14 protein-coding genes are annotated in these 15,728 nt (G+C 70.3%); all 14 read right to left on the bottom strand.

Annotated elements, in window-relative coordinates:
- Window positions 1-5: 5 nt before the first annotated feature.
- Complete coding sequence (hemA, locus tag ASF22_RS19300) at window positions 6-1,223, bottom strand: 5-aminolevulinate synthase (protein WP_056267292.1); 1,218 nt, start codon at window positions 1,221-1,223, stop codon at window positions 6-8.
- 69 nt (window positions 1,224-1,292) lie between these two features.
- Window positions 1,293-2,156, bottom strand: a complete 864-nt coding sequence (gene puhE, locus ASF22_RS19305) for a putative photosynthetic complex assembly protein PuhE (RefSeq protein ID WP_082479315.1) — start codon at window positions 2,154-2,156, stop codon at window positions 1,293-1,295.
- Window positions 2,157-2,160: 4 nt separating this feature from the next.
- Entirely contained in the window at window positions 2,161-3,216 is a 1,056-nt protein-coding gene (gene acsF / locus ASF22_RS19310) for a magnesium-protoporphyrin IX monomethyl ester (oxidative) cyclase (protein ID WP_280137430.1), read from the bottom strand.
- A 23-nt stretch (window positions 3,217-3,239) separates the two neighbouring features.
- Entirely contained in the window at window positions 3,240-3,542 is a 303-nt protein-coding gene (locus ASF22_RS19315; protein WP_056267295.1) for a hypothetical protein, read from the bottom strand.
- A complete protein-coding gene (puhC, locus tag ASF22_RS19320; RefSeq protein ID WP_244474348.1) occupies window positions 3,539-4,003 on the bottom strand; it encodes a photosynthetic complex assembly protein PuhC in 465 nt (154 codons plus the stop codon). The genes ASF22_RS19315 and puhC overlap by 4 nt, the downstream gene beginning before the upstream one ends.
- Before the next feature lie 12 nt (window positions 4,004-4,015).
- Window positions 4,016-4,693 carry a photosynthetic complex putative assembly protein PuhB gene (gene puhB / locus ASF22_RS19325; protein ID WP_056168779.1) on the bottom strand — a complete coding sequence of 226 codons (678 nt, stop codon included), beginning with the start codon at window positions 4,691-4,693 and terminating at the stop codon, window positions 4,016-4,018.
- The gene (gene puhA, locus ASF22_RS19330; protein ID WP_056168782.1) at window positions 4,690-5,466 is read right to left on the bottom strand and encodes a photosynthetic reaction center subunit H; all 777 of its coding nucleotides are present in this window, start codon (window positions 5,464-5,466) and stop codon (window positions 4,690-4,692) included. The genes puhB and puhA overlap by 4 nt, the downstream gene beginning before the upstream one ends.
- A gap of 17 nt (window positions 5,467-5,483) precedes the next feature.
- Window positions 5,484-6,923, bottom strand: coding sequence for a BCD family MFS transporter (locus ASF22_RS19335; RefSeq protein ID WP_056267300.1), 1,440 nt, complete (start codon window positions 6,921-6,923; stop codon window positions 5,484-5,486).
- On the bottom strand, window positions 6,920-7,636 hold the full coding sequence (bchM, locus tag ASF22_RS19340; protein WP_056168786.1) for a magnesium protoporphyrin IX methyltransferase: 717 nt from the start codon (window positions 7,634-7,636) through the stop codon (window positions 6,920-6,922). Before bchM ends, ASF22_RS19335 begins: the two co-directional genes overlap by 4 nt.
- 14 nt (window positions 7,637-7,650) lie before the next feature.
- The gene (gene bchL, locus ASF22_RS19345; protein WP_056267302.1) at window positions 7,651-8,544 is read right to left on the bottom strand and encodes a ferredoxin:protochlorophyllide reductase (ATP-dependent) iron-sulfur ATP-binding protein; all 894 of its coding nucleotides are present in this window, start codon (window positions 8,542-8,544) and stop codon (window positions 7,651-7,653) included.
- The gene (locus ASF22_RS19350; RefSeq protein WP_056267304.1) at window positions 8,541-12,302 is read right to left on the bottom strand and encodes a magnesium chelatase subunit H; all 3,762 of its coding nucleotides are present in this window, start codon (window positions 12,300-12,302) and stop codon (window positions 8,541-8,543) included. The genes bchL and ASF22_RS19350 overlap by 4 nt, the downstream gene beginning before the upstream one ends.
- Window positions 12,277-13,854: a ferredoxin:protochlorophyllide reductase (ATP-dependent) subunit B gene (gene bchB, locus ASF22_RS19355; RefSeq protein ID WP_056267309.1), complete on the bottom strand. Its 1,578-nt coding sequence runs from the start codon at window positions 13,852-13,854 to the stop codon at window positions 12,277-12,279. Before bchB ends, ASF22_RS19350 begins: the two co-directional genes overlap by 26 nt.
- A gap of 4 nt (window positions 13,855-13,858) precedes the next feature.
- Complete coding sequence (locus ASF22_RS19360; RefSeq protein ID WP_056267311.1) at window positions 13,859-15,142, bottom strand: ferredoxin:protochlorophyllide reductase (ATP-dependent) subunit N; 1,284 nt, start codon at window positions 15,140-15,142, stop codon at window positions 13,859-13,861.
- Window positions 15,139-15,645: a 2-vinyl bacteriochlorophyllide hydratase gene (bchF, locus tag ASF22_RS19365; RefSeq protein WP_056267314.1), complete on the bottom strand. Its 507-nt coding sequence runs from the start codon at window positions 15,643-15,645 to the stop codon at window positions 15,139-15,141. The genes ASF22_RS19360 and bchF overlap by 4 nt, the downstream gene beginning before the upstream one ends.
- Between the last annotated feature and the right edge of the window lie 83 nt (window positions 15,646-15,728).

The following is a 15,728-nucleotide window of genomic DNA, read 5'->3' on the forward strand; positions in this document are numbered from 1 at the left end:
AGGGTCTACTCGGCTGCCGCGCGCTCGACGCCCATCCGGCCCCAGATGGTGCTGAGCGCATTCACCAGGTGGTCGATGTCGGCATCCGTGTGGAGCGGGGACGGGGTGATGCGCAGGCGCTCGGTGCCGCGCGGGACCGTGGGATAGTTGATCGGCTGGACGTAGATGCCGAACGTGTCGAGCAGGGTGTCGCTGATCGCCTTGCACAGCACGGGGTCGCAGACCATCACCGGCACGATGTGGCTGTCGTTGGGCAGGTACGGGATGCCGGCCGCGTCGAGGCGCGCGCGGACGGTGGCGACCCGCTCCTGATGCCGGGTGCGCTCCGATCCACTGGCCTTGAGGTGACGGATGCTGGCCGCCGCGCCCGCCGCCACGGCGGGCGGCAGCGAGGTGGTGAAGATGAAACCCGAGGCGAAGCTGCGGACGAAATCGCAGAGCTTCGCCGAGGCGGTGATGTAGCCGCCATGCACCGCGAACGCCTTGCCCAGCGTCCCCTCGATGACGTCGAGGCGGTGGGCGAGGCCGTCGCGCTCGGAGATGCCGCCGCCGCGTTGCCCGTAGAGGCCGACCGCGTGGACCTCGTCGAGGTAGGTGAGCGCGCCGTGGGCTTCCGCCACGTCGCAGATCTCCGCGATGGGGGCGATGTCGCCGTCCATGGAGTAGACGGACTCGAAGGCCACGAGCTTCGGGCGGGAGGGGTCGACCAGACGCAGCTTGCGGTCGAGATCCTCCGGGTCGTTGTGGCGGAAGATGTGGCGCTCGGCCCGGCTCGCCTTGATGCCCTCGATCATCGAGGCGTGATTCTCGGCGTCGGAAAACACCGCGCAGTTCGGGAGCTTGCCCGCGAGGGTGCCGAGCGCCGCCCAGTTGGAGACGTAGCCGGAGGTGAACAGGAGCGCGGCCTCCTTGCCGTGGAGGTCGGCGAGCTCCTGCTCCAGCAGCACGTGATAATGGTTGGTGCCCGAGATGTTGCGGGTGCCGCCGGCCCCGGCGCCGCAGCGGTCGAGGGCCTCGTGCATGGCATCGAGCACAACCGGGTGCTGGCCCATGCCGAGATAGTCGTTGGAGCACCACACGGTGACCGGGCGGGTGCCGCCGGGGGTGTGATGCGTGGCGTGGGGGAAGCGGCCGTTGTGCCGCTCCAGGTCCGTGAACACCCGGTAGCGGCCCTCGCGGTGGAGGCCGTCGAGTTCGGCGGCGAAGAAGTTTTCGTAGTTCATGGCCTGTCCCCTTCCCGTTCTCTGCAGTGGTCTTTGCCCGTTCTTGTGGCGAAGGTCGCGAGGCGACGCTCAGCCGACGGTTTCGTGCGCCTCCCGGCTCCGGGCCGTGAGGGGTGGCGTAGCGACCGCGCCGTAATCCGCCCCACCGCCCATGGGGGCTGCGCGCGGGGCGGCGTTCTTCCCCGGCAGGCTCCACTGCCACAGGGCGGCCGAGGGCAGCGGCAGCATGAGGAAGCCGTGCTCCAGGGTGGCGAGTGCCATGAGCGTCGTGACGACGGTGAAGCCGACGAGCTCGTGGGCGCCGATGCCCTCCCCCAGGGCGGCGGCGGCCAGCCAGAGGGTGCCGGACGCGGCCGCCGCGACGGAGAGCGGGAACAGCGGGTTCATCGCCCGGTTGCGCAGGAAGCCGGCGAGATAGGCGAGGTGGGCGGGCAGGAACTCGGCGTTGAGGTTGCGCACGCCGAGAAACATGTTGAGCCGGGCCGAGAGGTTCATGGCCGCCAGGATGAGGTAGGTCCACAGCGCGAAGCGGTTGGGGCCGCCCCAGGTCAGCCACAGGATCGCCAGGCCGCCGGCGATGATGGCGACTTCGTGCCAGAGGCTGGTGGCCAGCGCCGCCCGGAAGCGGGCGAACCCGCGTGCGCCCGGTGGGCACGCCACCGTGCGTGGCCCGGAGACGAAGCCCATGTAGTAGCTCATCTCCTGCCAGCCCCAGACGAGCAGCGCGCCGGTGAAGGCGGTGTAGGCCCCCGCTTCGGTGGTGTCCGCCGCGCTGGTGCCGATGGCCCACAGGGCTCCGGCGAGCACCAGGGTGCCGCCCGCCATGCTCCAGGGATGGGTGGAGCGCGGGCGGTGATCGAGCAGGATGATGAGCCCGGTGGAGAACCACCAGATCACCACCGCGTAGAGGGCGGGGACGGCGTAGGCGGCCATCGCCCTACCAGACCGGCTCGAGGCGGATTTCGGCCGGCATCGGATTGTCGAGGGTCGGCAGTGCGTAGAGCCGGGCGAAGTTCACCGCCGAGGCCGCGATCCAGGCGCCGTGCTTGAGCTTGCCCATCAGTCCGCCCTGCGCCTTGGCGTCGGCGATGCCGTTGGAGCAGGCGAGCAGCCGGTCGAGGGCCCGCTTGAACTTCGGGCTCTCGAGATCGAGGGTGAGCGGGAAGGTCTGCTTCGAGATTTCCGAGGTGATGCGGAACACCTTGAAATCGTAATCGGTCGGATCGACGCCGAGCGCCTTGTGGAAGGCCGGGCGGCAATGGTCACGCACATACATGGTCGCGAACACGGCGAGCAGGAAGAACTTGATCCAGTAGCGGTTCACGCCCGTGGTCAACTTCGGGTTGGCGCGCATCAGCAGGGCGAAGGCTTCGCCGTGGCGGAACTCGTCGTTGCACCACTTCTCGAACCACTTGAAGATCGGGTGGAAGCGCCGCTCGGGATGGCGCTCCAATTCGCGAAAAATGGTGATGTAGCGGGCGTAGCCGATCTTCTCGGAGAGGTAGGTGGCGTAGAAGATGAATTTTGGGCGAAAGAAAGTGTATTTCTTGGACTTGGTCAGGAAGCCCAGGTCTACGCCGATACCGAAATCCTTCAACACGTCGTTGATGAACCCGGCGTGGCGAGCCTCGTCGCGGCTCATGAAGCCGAACAGTTCGCGGATATCGGGGTTCTTGGCGCGCTTGCGCATCTCCGCGTAGAGCACGCAGCCGGAAAACTCGGCGGTGATGGACGACACGAGGAAGTCCATGAACTCCTTACGCAGGTCCGGATCGAGACCGGACATGTCGGCGTCGAAATCGGAATTGCGGGTGAAGTGGCGCTTGTTCGGGTCGTCGCGCAACTCGGCGATGAGCTTGTCCCAGTCCGCGCGCACGGGCTCGACGTCGGTGCGGTCGAGTTCCTCGAAGTCCGTGGTGTAGAAGCGCGGCGACAGGAAGGTGGTCTCGTGCGCGGCCTTGGTGCCCTCATTCATGGGCAGCTTGGGCTTCACGGTCTGGTGCTGGATCGAGACGGTCACAGGCGCCTCCTCTCGGAAAAGCTGACTTCGTAGAGTTCGGTGAGTTCGAGGTGCCCGGCGAGCTTGGTCCAGAACCGCTCCAGGCGTCCGGCCCGGATCACCGTGGCGGTGCGGCGGACCGTGAGACGCTCGCCGTAGGGGACGCTCACGGGGGAATCGTGGACGAGGACCTCGTCGCCGGGCTCGATGTCGAAGTCGGCGTCGAGGGTCACGTGGGCATGGAGGCTCTCGGGCGTCTGCTCGATCTCCACGGTACAGGGCACCTCGACGGTGCGGCGGCCGTTCAGCCAGGCGATCATCGGGGGGCTCCGGGCTCGGGCAGCAGGCGGGCGAACGCGACGAAGTTCGACGGACCGAAGGCGCCGAGATTGACCGCGCGGCCGGTGAGCTCGTCGTCGAGGGCAAGGCTGCCGTCGTCGAAATGGGTGAGGCGGAACGGTGCCTCACGGCCGAACCCGGCACGCAGGCGAGCCTGGCCGAAGCCCCTCAGGGTGGCGCGCATGAAGTTGTCCTGGCCCGGCTCCACGGTGGCGACGAGGGTGCCCTTCACCGCGTCGCGCAGGAGGATCGCCCCGTCCGCCCGGTCCTCGGCGGTCAGGCGCAGGGTACGGACGGGCTGGGCCGGGGGCATTCGCGTCAGGCCGACCCCTTCGTACCGGGCGATGCCGATGGTCCCGAGAGCGAAGGCGAGGAGAAGGCCGGCGCCGACGGGGAACCAGCTCGCTCGGCCCATGGGGGCGTTCAGAGTGCGTCCACTCACGGGATGGCTCCTTCAGCTGGCGGTGGCGAGACGGGGGCCGCGGGCGCGGGGCCGGATCACCGGGTTGGCGGCCTCCTCTTCGACCTCCCGGGCCGCCGCGAGGGCGCGGGCGAGGATGGCCGAGACATCGGCCGCGTCGGGCACCGAGCGCATCATCGGCTCGGGGGCCGTCACGTGCCACGGTCGGGCATGGGGCCAGAGGTGGAGATAGGCGATGCGGTTGCCGGGCTTCACCCGCAGGGCGAGGTCGCCGGTGCCGTCGGAGAAGTGCCGGCAGCCGGCGCCGTCCACGAGGCCGAAGGGCAGGTTCAGGGTCATGGGCAGGGCGATGCCGACCCGCATCACCACCCGGCGGTTGGTGATGGTGTAGGTGGTCGAGCGCGCCGAGAGCCAGCCGAGGAGGCCGAGGAGCGCCACGGCGCCGGTGCCGATGGCGAGCGTCGGCCCGGCGGCGATCGCGGCCTCGACGAGCCGGCCCTCCGCCGCGAGGGGGACGGCCGCCCAGAGGGCCAATCCGAAAAACCACAGGGCCACGAGGCGGATGTGCAGGGCGCGCAGTCCGATGGCGAGGCCGCCGGGGCGGCCCTGCCAGAGGATGTGTTCGCCGGCGGGCAGCGGGGCCGGCAGGCCGGGCGGCGCGTCGAAGCGGTTGGCGGGGACGCCGTGGGTCTGGCTGAGGGCTCGGGTCACAGGAAGGCCTCCTGTCGTCCGGGGGTCGCGTAGAGGGTGCCGGCACCGAAGAAGGCCATGATCCGTTCCTCCTCGTAAAGGGTCACCGAATCCGGGTCCCTGTGGGCGGGGATGTCGGCGAACTGGTGGGCCAGCAGCGCCTCGGTCTTCACGGTGCGCGAGAAGCGGCCCGTGCGGCAGAAGGTGTTGGGCATCAGCACGCGCCGACCGCCGGCACCGAGTTCCACCTCGTAGTAGCGCACCATGGATTCTCCCCGATCGACCCAGAGGTCGGAGACGGTGCCGGCGGGTTGCCGGTCGGCGCCGAACACGGTCATGCCGATGGGGTTGGGGCCGTCCTCGTGGACGACGAAATGCTCGGCCACCCGCAGGGGAACGATCCGCTTGTCGCCGTCCCAGGTGCGGTCGTGGGAATCGTCTCGGTCGGCGAACGAGCCGGGGCCGATCTGGTCGTGCAGACCGTCGGTGTCGGGCTCCAGGGGGGCGCCCGGCCAGACCTCGTGCTTGTGGCCGCGGTAGTTCCAGGTGTTGGGACCCTCGTGCGGCGGAGCGGTCTTCACCTCGCCGTTGGAGAGGTGGAAGAATTTCGGCGTCGGGATCAGGATGGGGTCCGGGGTGGCGCGCCGGCCCGGCAGCCCCTCGGCCTCCAGGGGGTAGCCCTCGCGCCGATCCTCGCGGCGCAGGTAGAAGATCAGGCCGGCGAAGAAGATCCAGAACGCGTAGAGGACCACCTGCGCGACGTCGACATAGCCCGTGATTTCACCTCTGCCCATGACGTGTCTCCCGGTTCTCAAGCTGACGGGTTGGGTAGGGCGACGGGCGAGGCGGAACGCCCCGCGCGGCGCCGGGCGGCGGGGTCGCGCACCAGGGGGCCGATGGCGACGAGGGTCGCGAACAGCAGCGCGATCTCGAGGTGGTAGACCATGAGATAGCCGGTGGAGGGCTGGTTCATCCCCTCCCCCAGGGCGCCGGAGGTGGCGAGGTACGAACCGAGATCGCGCAGGATGCCGCTCGCCGCAATGGCGACACCGGCGGCACTCGCCTGCACGGCGCCCCAGGCGCCGAGCGCCAGCCCCGTCTCCTCCGGGCCCGCCTTGGCCATGGAGGCCGTGAGGGTGCCGTGGGCGAACAGGCCGCCGCCGAGGCCGATGAGGGTGACGCCCAGCGCGAAGAGGGGAATGGAGTTCAGGGGAGCGGCGAAGATCACGGCGGAGAAGGCGAGGATGCCGACACCGGAGCCCGCCGCCGCCACCCGGAACGCGTCGCCGCCCCGGCCGAGCCAGCGTGCGGCCAGCAGCAGGCCGAGGCCGCCGCCGGCCGCCAGCATCGCGGTGAGCGCCGTGGTCGCCGCCACCGGCAGGTGGAGGATCTGCCCGCCATAGGGCTCCAGCAGGATGTCCTGCATGGAGAAGGCGGCGGTGCCGAGCCCCGTGGCGACGAGGCGCCGGCGGGCGAGGCCGTTGTTGGCGTAGGCCGCCCAGGATTGCGAGAAGGTCTGGCGCGGCGCGCGCTTGTCGGTGCGCGACGGATCGCGCGCCTCCTGCTTCCACAGGGCGATGCCATTGAGCACGATGGTGACCACGGCCGCGCCCTGGATCACCTTGATGAGGCGGAGCGCCGAGAAATCGGCGAGCAGCAGGCCGAACACCACGGCGCTGACCAGCATGCCGAGGAGGAGCATCACGCAGAGCAGCGCCACCACCTTCGGGCGGACATGGGCGGGCGCGAGGTCGGTGGCCAGCGCCAGGCCCACGGTCTGGGTGGTGTGGAGGCCTGCGCCGACGAGGACGAAAGCCAGGGCGGCCGCCACATGGCCCGGCCAGGTCGGCCCGGTGGTGTCGCCCGACAGGATGAGGAGGGCGAACGGCATGATGGCGAGCCCGCCGAACTGCAGCAGGGTGCCGAACCAGATGTAGGGCACCCGACGCCAGCCGAGCACCGAGCGGTGAGTGTCGGAGCGGAAGCCCACCAGCGCCCGGAACGGGGCGAAGACCAGGGGCAGCGACAGCATCACGGCGACGATCCAGGCCGGCACTTCGAGCTCGACGATCATCACCCGGTTGAGGGTGCCGATGAGGAGCACGGCGGCCATGCCGACGGTGACCTGGAACAGGGCCAGACGCAGCAGGCGCCCCATGGGCAGCTCGACGGTGGCCGCATCCGCGAACGGCAGGATGCCGGGTCCGAGCTTCATGAAGCCCCGGGCCATGGTCTCGCCGAGGCGGGTCATGGCGTCCCCCTCCCCGGCGACGTGCGGGTCAGCTCGAAGGCCTGCGACAGGTAGAAGCCGCTGTTGACCCGGTGCGTCCGGGCGAGCCCGAATCCGGAGAGCACCGGTTCTGCGGCGACCCGGCGGCGCAGGGTCCTCTCCGCCACCGGCACGATGGCGGGCGCCCGGTCGGCGCGGGGAAAGGCGCGGCCGGCCCAGTGCATGAGGGTGAGCAGCGGCGTGCGCGGGGCCACGGTGAACACCACGGAGCCGTCGGTGCGCAGGGACAGTTCGGCGAGCGCCCGGACGATGTCGGGGGTGGCGTAGTGGATCAGGGAATCCATCGCCACGACGTGGTCGAAGCGGCCGAGCCAGGGATCGAGCATATCGCCGACGCGAAAGTCGATGCGGGCGGCTTCGGGGACTTCGGCGAGGCGCTCGCGGGCGAGGCCGACGAGGGTCGGCGAGACGTCGATGGCCACCACCTCGGCGCCGCGGCGCGCCGCCTCGATGCTGAGCGCTCCGGTGCCGCAGCCGGCGTCGAGGACGCGCCGGCCGGTGAGGTCTTCCGGCAGCCAGGACAGGAGGTTCGCCCGCATGGCGTCGCGCCCGGCCCGCACGGTGGCGCGGATCTTCGACACCGGCGCGTCGGAGGTGAGGCGCGCCCAGGCGTCGACGGCGGTGCGGTCGAAGTAGGTGGTGAGCTGCGAGCGGCGGGTCGCGTAGCTGGTCATGGCGCGCCCTCCCCTCAATCGAAGCCGAGGAACTCGAACAGGTCGCGGTCCTTCATCGGGAGCGCGGCCAGGGACTTGCCGCCGGCCCAAAGATGGGCGGCCAGCCGCATGTACTCGTCGGTGACGGCGATGAGCTCGGGCGTCGGCTCCATCTCGAACAGGGTCGATTTCTTGAGGCGCGAGCGGCGCACCACGTCGAGGTCGGGGAAGTGCGCGATGCGCTCCAGGCCGACGGCGGCGTTGAAGCGGTCGATCTCGTCGGTCTTGGCCGAGCGGTTTGCGATGACGCCGCCGAGGCGGACGTTGTAATTCTTCGACTTCGCGTGAATCGCCGCGACGATGCGGTTCATGGCGAAGATCGAATCGAAGTCGTTGGCGGTGACGATGAGCGCCTGGTCGGCGTGCTGGAGCGGCGAGGCGAAGCCGCCGCAGACCACGTCGCCGAGCACATCGAAGATCACCACATCGGTGTCTTCCAGAAGATGATGCTCCTTGAGGAGCTTGACCGTCTGGCCGACGACGTAGCCGCCGCAGCCCGTACCGGCGGGCGGGCCGCCGGCCTCGACGCACATGACGCCGTTGTAGCCTTCCGCCACGAAGTCCTCGATGCGCAGTTCCTCGGAGTGGAACTGCACCGCCTCCAGGGCATCGATCACGGTGGGTGCCAACCGCTTCGTCAGCGTGAAGGTCGAGTCGTGCTTCGGGTCGCAGCCGATCTGGAGGACGCGCTTGCCGAGCTTCGAGAACGCCACCGAGAGGTTCGACGAGGTGGTGGACTTGCCGATGCCGCCCTTGCCGTAGACGGCGAACACCTTGGCGGTGCCGATCTTGAGGTTCGGGTCGAGTTCGACCTGAACGCTTCCTTCAGACTGCCGCGACGCGACCGGGTTCCGGATGGCGATGTTCATGCTGCGACCCCTGCGGTGATGCCTTCGAGACGGTCTTCGAGCTCGTCGCCGGCCTCGCGCAAGGCGTCGAGCATGGCGGCGTCGGGCTGCCAGAAACCGCGTTCGTGTGCCTCGATCAGGCGGTTGGCGACCTTGGCCGACGCCGTCGGATTGAGGGCCGCCATGCGTTCGCGCATGGCCGGATCGAGGACGAAGGTGGCGGTGATCTCGCGGTAGACCCACGGATCGACCTGCGCGGTGGTGGCCGACCAGCCCATGGTGTTGGTGACGTGGGTCTCGATCTGGCGCACGCCCTCGTAGCCGTGGGCGAGCATGCCCTCGTACCATTTCGGGTTGAGGATGCGGGTGCGGGTCTCGATGGCGACCTGCTCGTTGAGGGAGCGGACGCAGCCCTCGCCCCGGGTCTGGTCGCCGATATAGACCGGTGCCTCGACCCCGCCTTTCGCCCGCTTCACCGCCCGGCTGATGCCGCCGAGCGTATCGAAGTAATGGTCCACGGTGGTGACGCCGAGTTCCACGGAATCGAGGTTCTGGTAGGCGAGATCGACGTCGGCGAGCACGCTCTTCAGGAGCGCGGAATGCTGCACCGGGCGCCCGTCGCGGCCATAGGCGAAGCCCTTGCGCCGGGAGTAGGTCTCGGCGAGTTCGTCTTCCGCGTCCCAGCGGCCGTTCTCGACGAGGTGGTTGACGTTGGAGCCGTAGGCGCCCTCGGCGTTGCCGAAGACCCGGAGTGCGGCCGTCTCGAAGTCGCCGCCGTGGACGCGCTGGTATTCGAGGGTGTGGAGGCGGACGAAGTTCCGCTCCACCGGCTCGTCGGCCGAGGCCGCGAGCAGGCAGGCCTCGGCCAGCAACTTGATCTGCAGGGGCAGCAGGTCGCGAAAGATGCCCGAGAGGGTGACCACCACGTCGATGCGCGGTCGGCCGAGCTCTTCGAGGGGGATGAGTTCGGCGCCGGCGAGCCGGCCGTAGCCGTCGAAGCGGGGCCGGGTGCCGAGCAGCGCCAGGACCTGGGCGATGGGGCCGCCCTCGTTCTTGAGGTTGTCCGTGCCCCACAGCACGATGGCGATGGAGCGCGGCAGGGGCAGGCCGTCGGCGCGGTGGCGGTCGAGGAGGCGCTTGGCTTGGGCGGCGCCGTCCTGGACCGCGAAGGCGCTGGGGATGCGGAAAGGATCGAAGCCGTGGAGGTTGCGCCCCGTCGGCAGGATCGCCGGGGTACGCAGGAGGTCGCCGCCGGGGGCGGGGCGGATGAAGCGGGCATCGAGCGCCCGCAGGAGGGCGGGGATCTCGTGGTCCTGCCCGAGCAGCGCGTCGGTGGCCCCGAGCTCGCGCAGGATCGCGAGATCGGCGGCCCTCGGCACCGGGCCGCCGGCCTTGAGGGCGGCCTCTGGGCTCGCCCCCGCCACCAGGGCGGCGACGCTGGCGCGCTCCAGCCGGACCCCGTGGATGGAATCCGCCATGGCGATGAGCATGTCGACCCGCGCTTCCGTCGAGAGCGGCGCGCCGACCACGTGGAGGCCGTGGGGGATCAGGGTGTATTCGAGGTCCAGCACCGCGCGGCCGATGCGGGCGATCTCGGCCCCGGAGTCGGTCCAGGCCGGTTCGGCCGGGGAGAGTTCCACCAGGGCGGCCTGCGCCTGGATCAGGGTGGCGAGGTCGCCGCGCTCACGGTTTGATTCCGGATCCAGGCCGCGCCAGCGCTCGATGGAGCCCTTGAGGTCGACGAGGCCGCGATAGAGCCCCGCATGGGCGATGGGCGGAGTGAGGTAGCTGACCAGGGTCGCGGCCGAGCGGCGCTTGGCGAGTGCTCCCTCGGAGGGGTTGTTGGCGGCGTAGAGGTAGATGTTGGGCACGTCGCCGATGAGGCGGTCGGGCCAGTCGGCGGCCGAGAGGCCGGTCTGGCGGCCGGGCATGAATTCGAGCGCGCCGTGGGTGCCGAAATGGATCAGGGCGTGGGCTTTGAAGTCCTCGCGCAGCCAGCGGTAGAAGGCGCAGAACGCGTGGGTCGGCGCGAACCCCTTCTCGAACAGGAGCCGCATCGGATCGCCCTCGTAGCCGAAGGCGGGCTGGATGCCGACGAAGACGTTGCCGAACTGGGCGCCGAGCACGAAGATCGAGGCGCCGTCCGATTGCTGCCGGCCCGGAGCCGGCCCCCACTGTGCCTCGATCTCGGCGAGGTGGCGCTCGCGCCGCACATGGGTGTCGGTGGGGATGCGGGTGTGGACATTGGCGGTGGCCCCGAACCGGGCCGCGTTGCCCGTGACCACGGCTTCGCGGAGCGCCGCGACGCCGCCCGGCACCGCGACGTCGTAGCCCGCCGCCTTCATGGCCACGAGGGTGTGGTGAAGGGATTCGAACACCGACAGGTAGGCGGCGGTGCCGGTGTTGCCGGCGTTGGGCGGAAAATTGAACAGCACGAGGCCGATCTTGCGTTCCGCCCGCTCGGAGCGGCGCAGGCGCACGAGGCGTTCGACGCGGGCGGCGAGCATCCCGGCGCGCTCGACGCAGGAATGCATGTCCCGGTCGTCCTCGCCCACGGGGAAGACGCAGGCGACGTGGCAGCCCTGGCAGGGCGCGCCCGATTTGTCGGACCGGCCGCCGAACACCATCGGTCCGGTGGCGCCGTCGAGTTCGGGGATCGCCACCATGATGGTGGATTCCACCGGCAGCAGCCCGCGGTCGGAGGCGCCCCATTGCTCCAGGGTCTGCAATTCGGCCGGATGGGCGGCGATGTAGGGCACGTCGAGGCGGGCCAGGATGTCCTGGGCGGCGGCCGCGTCGTTGTAGGCCGGGCCGCCGACGAGGGAGAAGCCGGTGAGCGAGACAAGGGCGTCGATGGCCGGCACGCCATCCTTCAGGAAGTAGCGCTCGATGGCCGGGCGCGCGTCGAGGCCGCTGGCGAAGGCGGGGATCACCGCGAGGCCGCGTGCCTCCAGGGCGGCGATGACTCCGTCGTAATGGGCGGCGTTGTCCGCCAGCATGTACGAGCGCAGGCCGAGCACGCCGACGGTGCCGCGGTTCCCCCGACCCTGGTGACCCGGCAGCGCGCCGGCATCCTCGCCCATCCGGCCGGGCAGGCGCGGATGGTAGACGCCGACCTCGGGGTACTCGACGGGCGGGCTGGCCTTGAGGGTGCCGCGATAGATCCGGCGCGGACCGTCGGCGTAGCGGTCCACCAGGGCGCGGATCATGTTGAGGACGTTCTCGTCCGAGCCCGCGAGCCAGTATTGCAGGGTGAGGAAGTAGGCCCGCACGTCCTGGGCGGTGCCGGGGATGAAGCGCAGGATCTTGGGCAGGCGCTTGAGCATCTTCATCTGCTCGGCGCCCGAACTGGCGGCACGCGTCTTCGGCGAGCCGCGCAGGCGCTTCAGCAGCGCCATCGGCCCGGTCTGGCTGCCGTCCATGCTGAAGGCGCCGATGCGGGTGAGCCGGGTGGCCGGTGTCGCGCTCATCATGCAGACGAGGGCGTCGCAGCCAGCGCGCCGGGCCGCGAGATCGGCCAGGACCGGCTGGAAATGGTCCTCCATGAACAGCATCGCGCAGAGCAGGATGTCGGCCGTGGCGATGTCGGCCCGGCAGCGCGCGAGCTTCTCGGGGTCGGTGCTGAACTCGGTGGCCGCGTGCAGGACGATGGAGAGGCCCGGGGCCTCGCGGCGCAGGATCCTGCCCGCCCGCTCGACGGAACTGGCGAGATGCGTGTCCATCGTCACGATGACGACACGCATGGGAATGGCCTCAGCGGCCGAAATGCGCTTTTGCATCGTACAACGTCTCGACGGTGATGCGGGACAGGGCGCGCTCGCGGGCGAACCGCTCGGTGTTGGCGCGGGCCTTGCCGCGCACGAAGAACGGGATCTTCTTCAGTTCCTTCTCGGCCGAAGCCTCCCAGGCGGCCGGTGCGTCGTCGGGAGCCGAGGTCTGCGGTGGCGTGTCGATCACCGGGGCGGCGGGCTCCGGTGCCTCGGGCACGGAGGGGGCCGTTCCGTGTCGTGTGAGATGCGAGGGCGCGGCGCCGTCGTGGAACTCGGCATCCTCGCGGAACATGCCGAGGAGGTGCTCCTCCAGCCCCATCATCAGGGGGTGGACGAGGGTGTCGAACAGGACGTTGGCGCCCTCGAACCCCATCTGCGGCGAGTGCCGGGCGGGAAAGTCCTGTACGTGGATCGGGGCCGAGATCACCGCGCAGGGCACGCCCAAGCGCTTGGCGATATGGCGCTCCATCTGGGTGCCCAGGACCAATTCGGCCTGGGCGGCCTGAATCGCCGCCTCGACGTCGAGGTAGTCATCGGTGATCGTCGCCTCGATGCCGTGGAGTGCGGCTTCCGCCCGCACCTCCCGGGCGAATTCGCGGGTGTAGGTGCCGAGTCCCACGACCTTGAAGCCGAGTTCCGCCGCCGCGACCCGCGCGATGGCCAGCGCGTGGGTGGCATCGCCGAAGATGAAGACCCGCTTGCCGGTGAGGTAGGTCGAATCGACGGAGCGCGAGTACCACGGCAGGCGCGAGGGGGCGCCGGCAAGGACAGGGGCCGGATCGACGTTCGCCAGCGCCGCCACCTCCTCGACGAATCGGATCGTGGCCCCGACCCCGATGGGCACGGTCTCGACCAGGGGCTGGCCGAAGGTCTTCTGGAGGTGCTGGGCCGCCGCGCGGGCGATCTCGGGATAGAGCACCACGTTGAAGTCCGCCGCCGACAGGCGTCCGAGATCGGCCGGGCTGGCGCCCCGCGGGGCGACGACGTTCACGTCGATGCCGAGGGCGCCCAGGAGCTTCTCGATCTCGACGAGGTCGTCGCGATGGCGGAAGCCGAGCGCCGTCGGACCCAGGATATTGCAGAGCGGGCGCCGGCCCGCGCGCGGTGCGGGCTCGGCCTTGGGGCCGGCGAGCGCCCGCACCAGCCGATAGAAGGTCTCGGAGGCGCCCCAGTTCTCCTTCTTCTGGTAGGCCGGCAGCTCGAGGGGGATCACCGGGATCGGCAGGTCGAGGGCACGGGCAAGGCCGCCCGGATCGTCCTGGATCAGTTCGGCCGTGCACGAGGCGCCGACGATCATCGCCTCGGGCTGGAACCGGGCATAGGCCTCCGACACGGCGTTCTGGAAGATCGCGGCGGTGTCGGCGCCCAGGTCGCGCGCCTGGAAGGTGGTGTAGGTCACCGGCGGGCGGGCGTCGCGCCGCTCGATCATGGTGAACAGAAGGTCGGCGTAGGTGTCGCCCTGGGGGGCGTGCAGCACGTAGTGCAGGCCCCGCATGGCGGTGGCGACCCGCATGGCGCCGATATGGGGCGGTCCCTCGTAGGTCCAGAGCGTCAGCTGCATGGTCCTAGACCTCCAGCCGGGTGCGGCGAACGAGGGGGCGGGCGAACAGCTCGGCGAGATCACCGGCCTGGTCGTAGCCCTGGATCGGGGTGAACAGCAGCTCGATGGACCACTTGGTGGCGAGCCCCTCGGCCTCCAGCGGGTTGGCGAGGCCGAGGCCGCACACGGTGAGGTCCGGCCGGGCCGCGCGACAGCGGTCCATCTGCGCGTCGAGGCTCTGGCCCTCCACGACCTCGGTGCCCGCCGGCAACAGGGCGAGTTCCGGGGCCATGTGGCCGCGATGCAGGTAGGGCGTCCCGACCTCGATGAGCGTGGCGCCCATTTCCCGCGACAGGAAGCGGGCGAGCGGTAGCTCGAGCTGGGAATCGGGGAAGAAGAACACCCGGCGGCCCCCGAGCAGCGCTCGATAGGGCCCGAGCGCCCGCTCGGCCCGGCGCAGGCCCGGCGCCGTGGCTTCGGCGAAGCGCCGGGGATCGACTCCGAACGCGTCGGCCGCGGCCCGCAGCCATGCGGTGGTGCCCTCGGCCCCGAGGGGGAACGGGGCGGGCAGCCGGGTCGCGCCGCGCGCTTCGAGCGCCCGTGCGGTGTCGGCAAGGAAGGGCTGGGCCAGCAGGATGCGGGTGTTCGGCCCAACGGCCGGCATCGCGCCCGCCCGCCGCGCGGGCAGGAAGTCGACGTGCTCCAGGCCCATCTCGGCGAACAGGCGAGCGAACTGGTCCTCCACCACATCCGCGAGGGCGCCGACGACGAGGAGCGAGGGGACGGCCTCGGCCTCCGTGCGCGGCAGTTCGGGGACGAGGGCTGCGAGGCACGCATCCTCGCCCTGCGTGAACGTCGTCTCGATGCCGCTGCCGGAATAGCTCAGCACCCGCACGTCCGGACTGAGGCTCTGCGACAGGCGCTGGGCGGCGCGGGGCAGATCGAGCTTGATCACCTCGGAGGGGCACGAGCCCACGAGGAACAGGAGCCGGATGTCCGGCCGGCGCTCGATGAGGCGGCGGGTGACCCGGTCGAGCTCCTCGTTCATGTCGGCGAGGCCGGCGAGATCGCGCTCGTCGATGATGGCGGTGGCGAAGCGCGGCTCGGCGAAGATCATGACGCCTGCGGCCGACTGGATGAGGTGGGCGCAGGTCCGCGAGCCGACCACGAGGAAGAACGCGTCCTGGATCTTGCGGTGCAGCCAGACGATGCCCGTGAGCCCGCAGAACACCGCGCGCTGCCCGCGTTCCTGGCGGATGGTGACGCCGCAGCCCGCATCGGCCGTGGGGATCGGAGCGTGGGCGTTCATCGGGCGCCCTCCGCGGCGAGGCGGGAGGCGGGTCCGGCATCGAGACGCGCGGCCCGCAGCTTCAGGAGGAACTGCGTCGCGTTGATCGCGTAGGAGCCATAGGCGGCAAGCGCCAGGAGCATCAGGCCGTTGGTCTCGATCCAGCCCGTCGCCAGGGCCACGAGGTAGGCGCTGTGCAGGGCCAGCACCAGCATGCTGACCATGTCTTCCCAGTAGAAGGCCGGGGCGAACAGGTAGCGTCCGAAGACGACTTTCTCCCAGATCGAGCCCGTGACCATGATCGCGTAGAGGAGCCCCGTCTTGGCGACGATCGAGACATTGGCCGCAAAAGCCCCCTCGCCCGTGGCCAGGGTGCGCAGGACGAGGGCGAGGCTGACCAGGAACACGAGAAATTGAAGCGGGGCCAGAATGCCTTGGACAAGGGTCCAGGCCGTGGCGTCGCGGCGCGCCCTTTGCTGCACGTCGTAGAGAGGCTGTCTGTGCCGGCCCTCTCTCTGGCTCATCGCCCGCGCCCCTGTTTCACCCGTCCGACCCCTCACAGGGGGGTCGCTGAGGGGAGGTTAGGAACGGCCAGGACGAGTGTCAA

The sequence above is a fragment of the Methylobacterium sp. Leaf87 genome (genome assembly GCF_001422775.1).
Lineage (GTDB): Bacteria > Pseudomonadota > Alphaproteobacteria > Rhizobiales > Beijerinckiaceae > Methylobacterium.

Excerpts from the sequence above, each read along its gene's own strand:
- hemA (WP_056267292.1), bottom strand. The coding sequence starts at position 1,223 with ATGAACTACGAAAACTTCTTCGCCGCCGAACTCGACGGCCTCCACCGC.
- puhE (WP_082479315.1), bottom strand. The coding sequence starts at position 2,156 with ATGGCCGCCTACGCCGTCCCCGCCCTCTACGCGGTGGTGATCTGGTGG.
- ASF22_RS19315 (WP_056267295.1), bottom strand. The coding sequence starts at position 3,542 with ATGATCGCCTGGCTGAACGGCCGCCGCACCGTCGAGGTGCCCTGTACC.
- puhA (WP_056168782.1), bottom strand. The coding sequence starts at position 5,466 with ATGGGCAGAGGTGAAATCACGGGCTATGTCGACGTCGCGCAGGTGGTC.
- ASF22_RS19335 (WP_056267300.1), bottom strand. The coding sequence starts at position 6,923 with ATGACCCGCCTCGGCGAGACCATGGCCCGGGGCTTCATGAAGCTCGGA.
- bchM (WP_056168786.1), bottom strand. The coding sequence starts at position 7,636 with ATGACCAGCTACGCGACCCGCCGCTCGCAGCTCACCACCTACTTCGAC.
- bchL (WP_056267302.1), bottom strand. The coding sequence starts at position 8,544 with ATGAACATCGCCATCCGGAACCCGGTCGCGTCGCGGCAGTCTGAAGGA.
- ASF22_RS19350 (WP_056267304.1), bottom strand. The coding sequence starts at position 12,302 with ATGCAAAAGCGCATTTCGGCCGCTGAGGCCATTCCCATGCGTGTCGTC.
- bchB (WP_056267309.1), bottom strand. The coding sequence starts at position 13,854 with ATGCAGCTGACGCTCTGGACCTACGAGGGACCGCCCCATATCGGCGCC.
- ASF22_RS19360 (WP_056267311.1), bottom strand. The coding sequence starts at position 15,142 with ATGAACGCCCACGCTCCGATCCCCACGGCCGATGCGGGCTGCGGCGTC.
- bchF (WP_056267314.1), bottom strand. The coding sequence starts at position 15,645 with ATGAGCCAGAGAGAGGGCCGGCACAGACAGCCTCTCTACGACGTGCAG.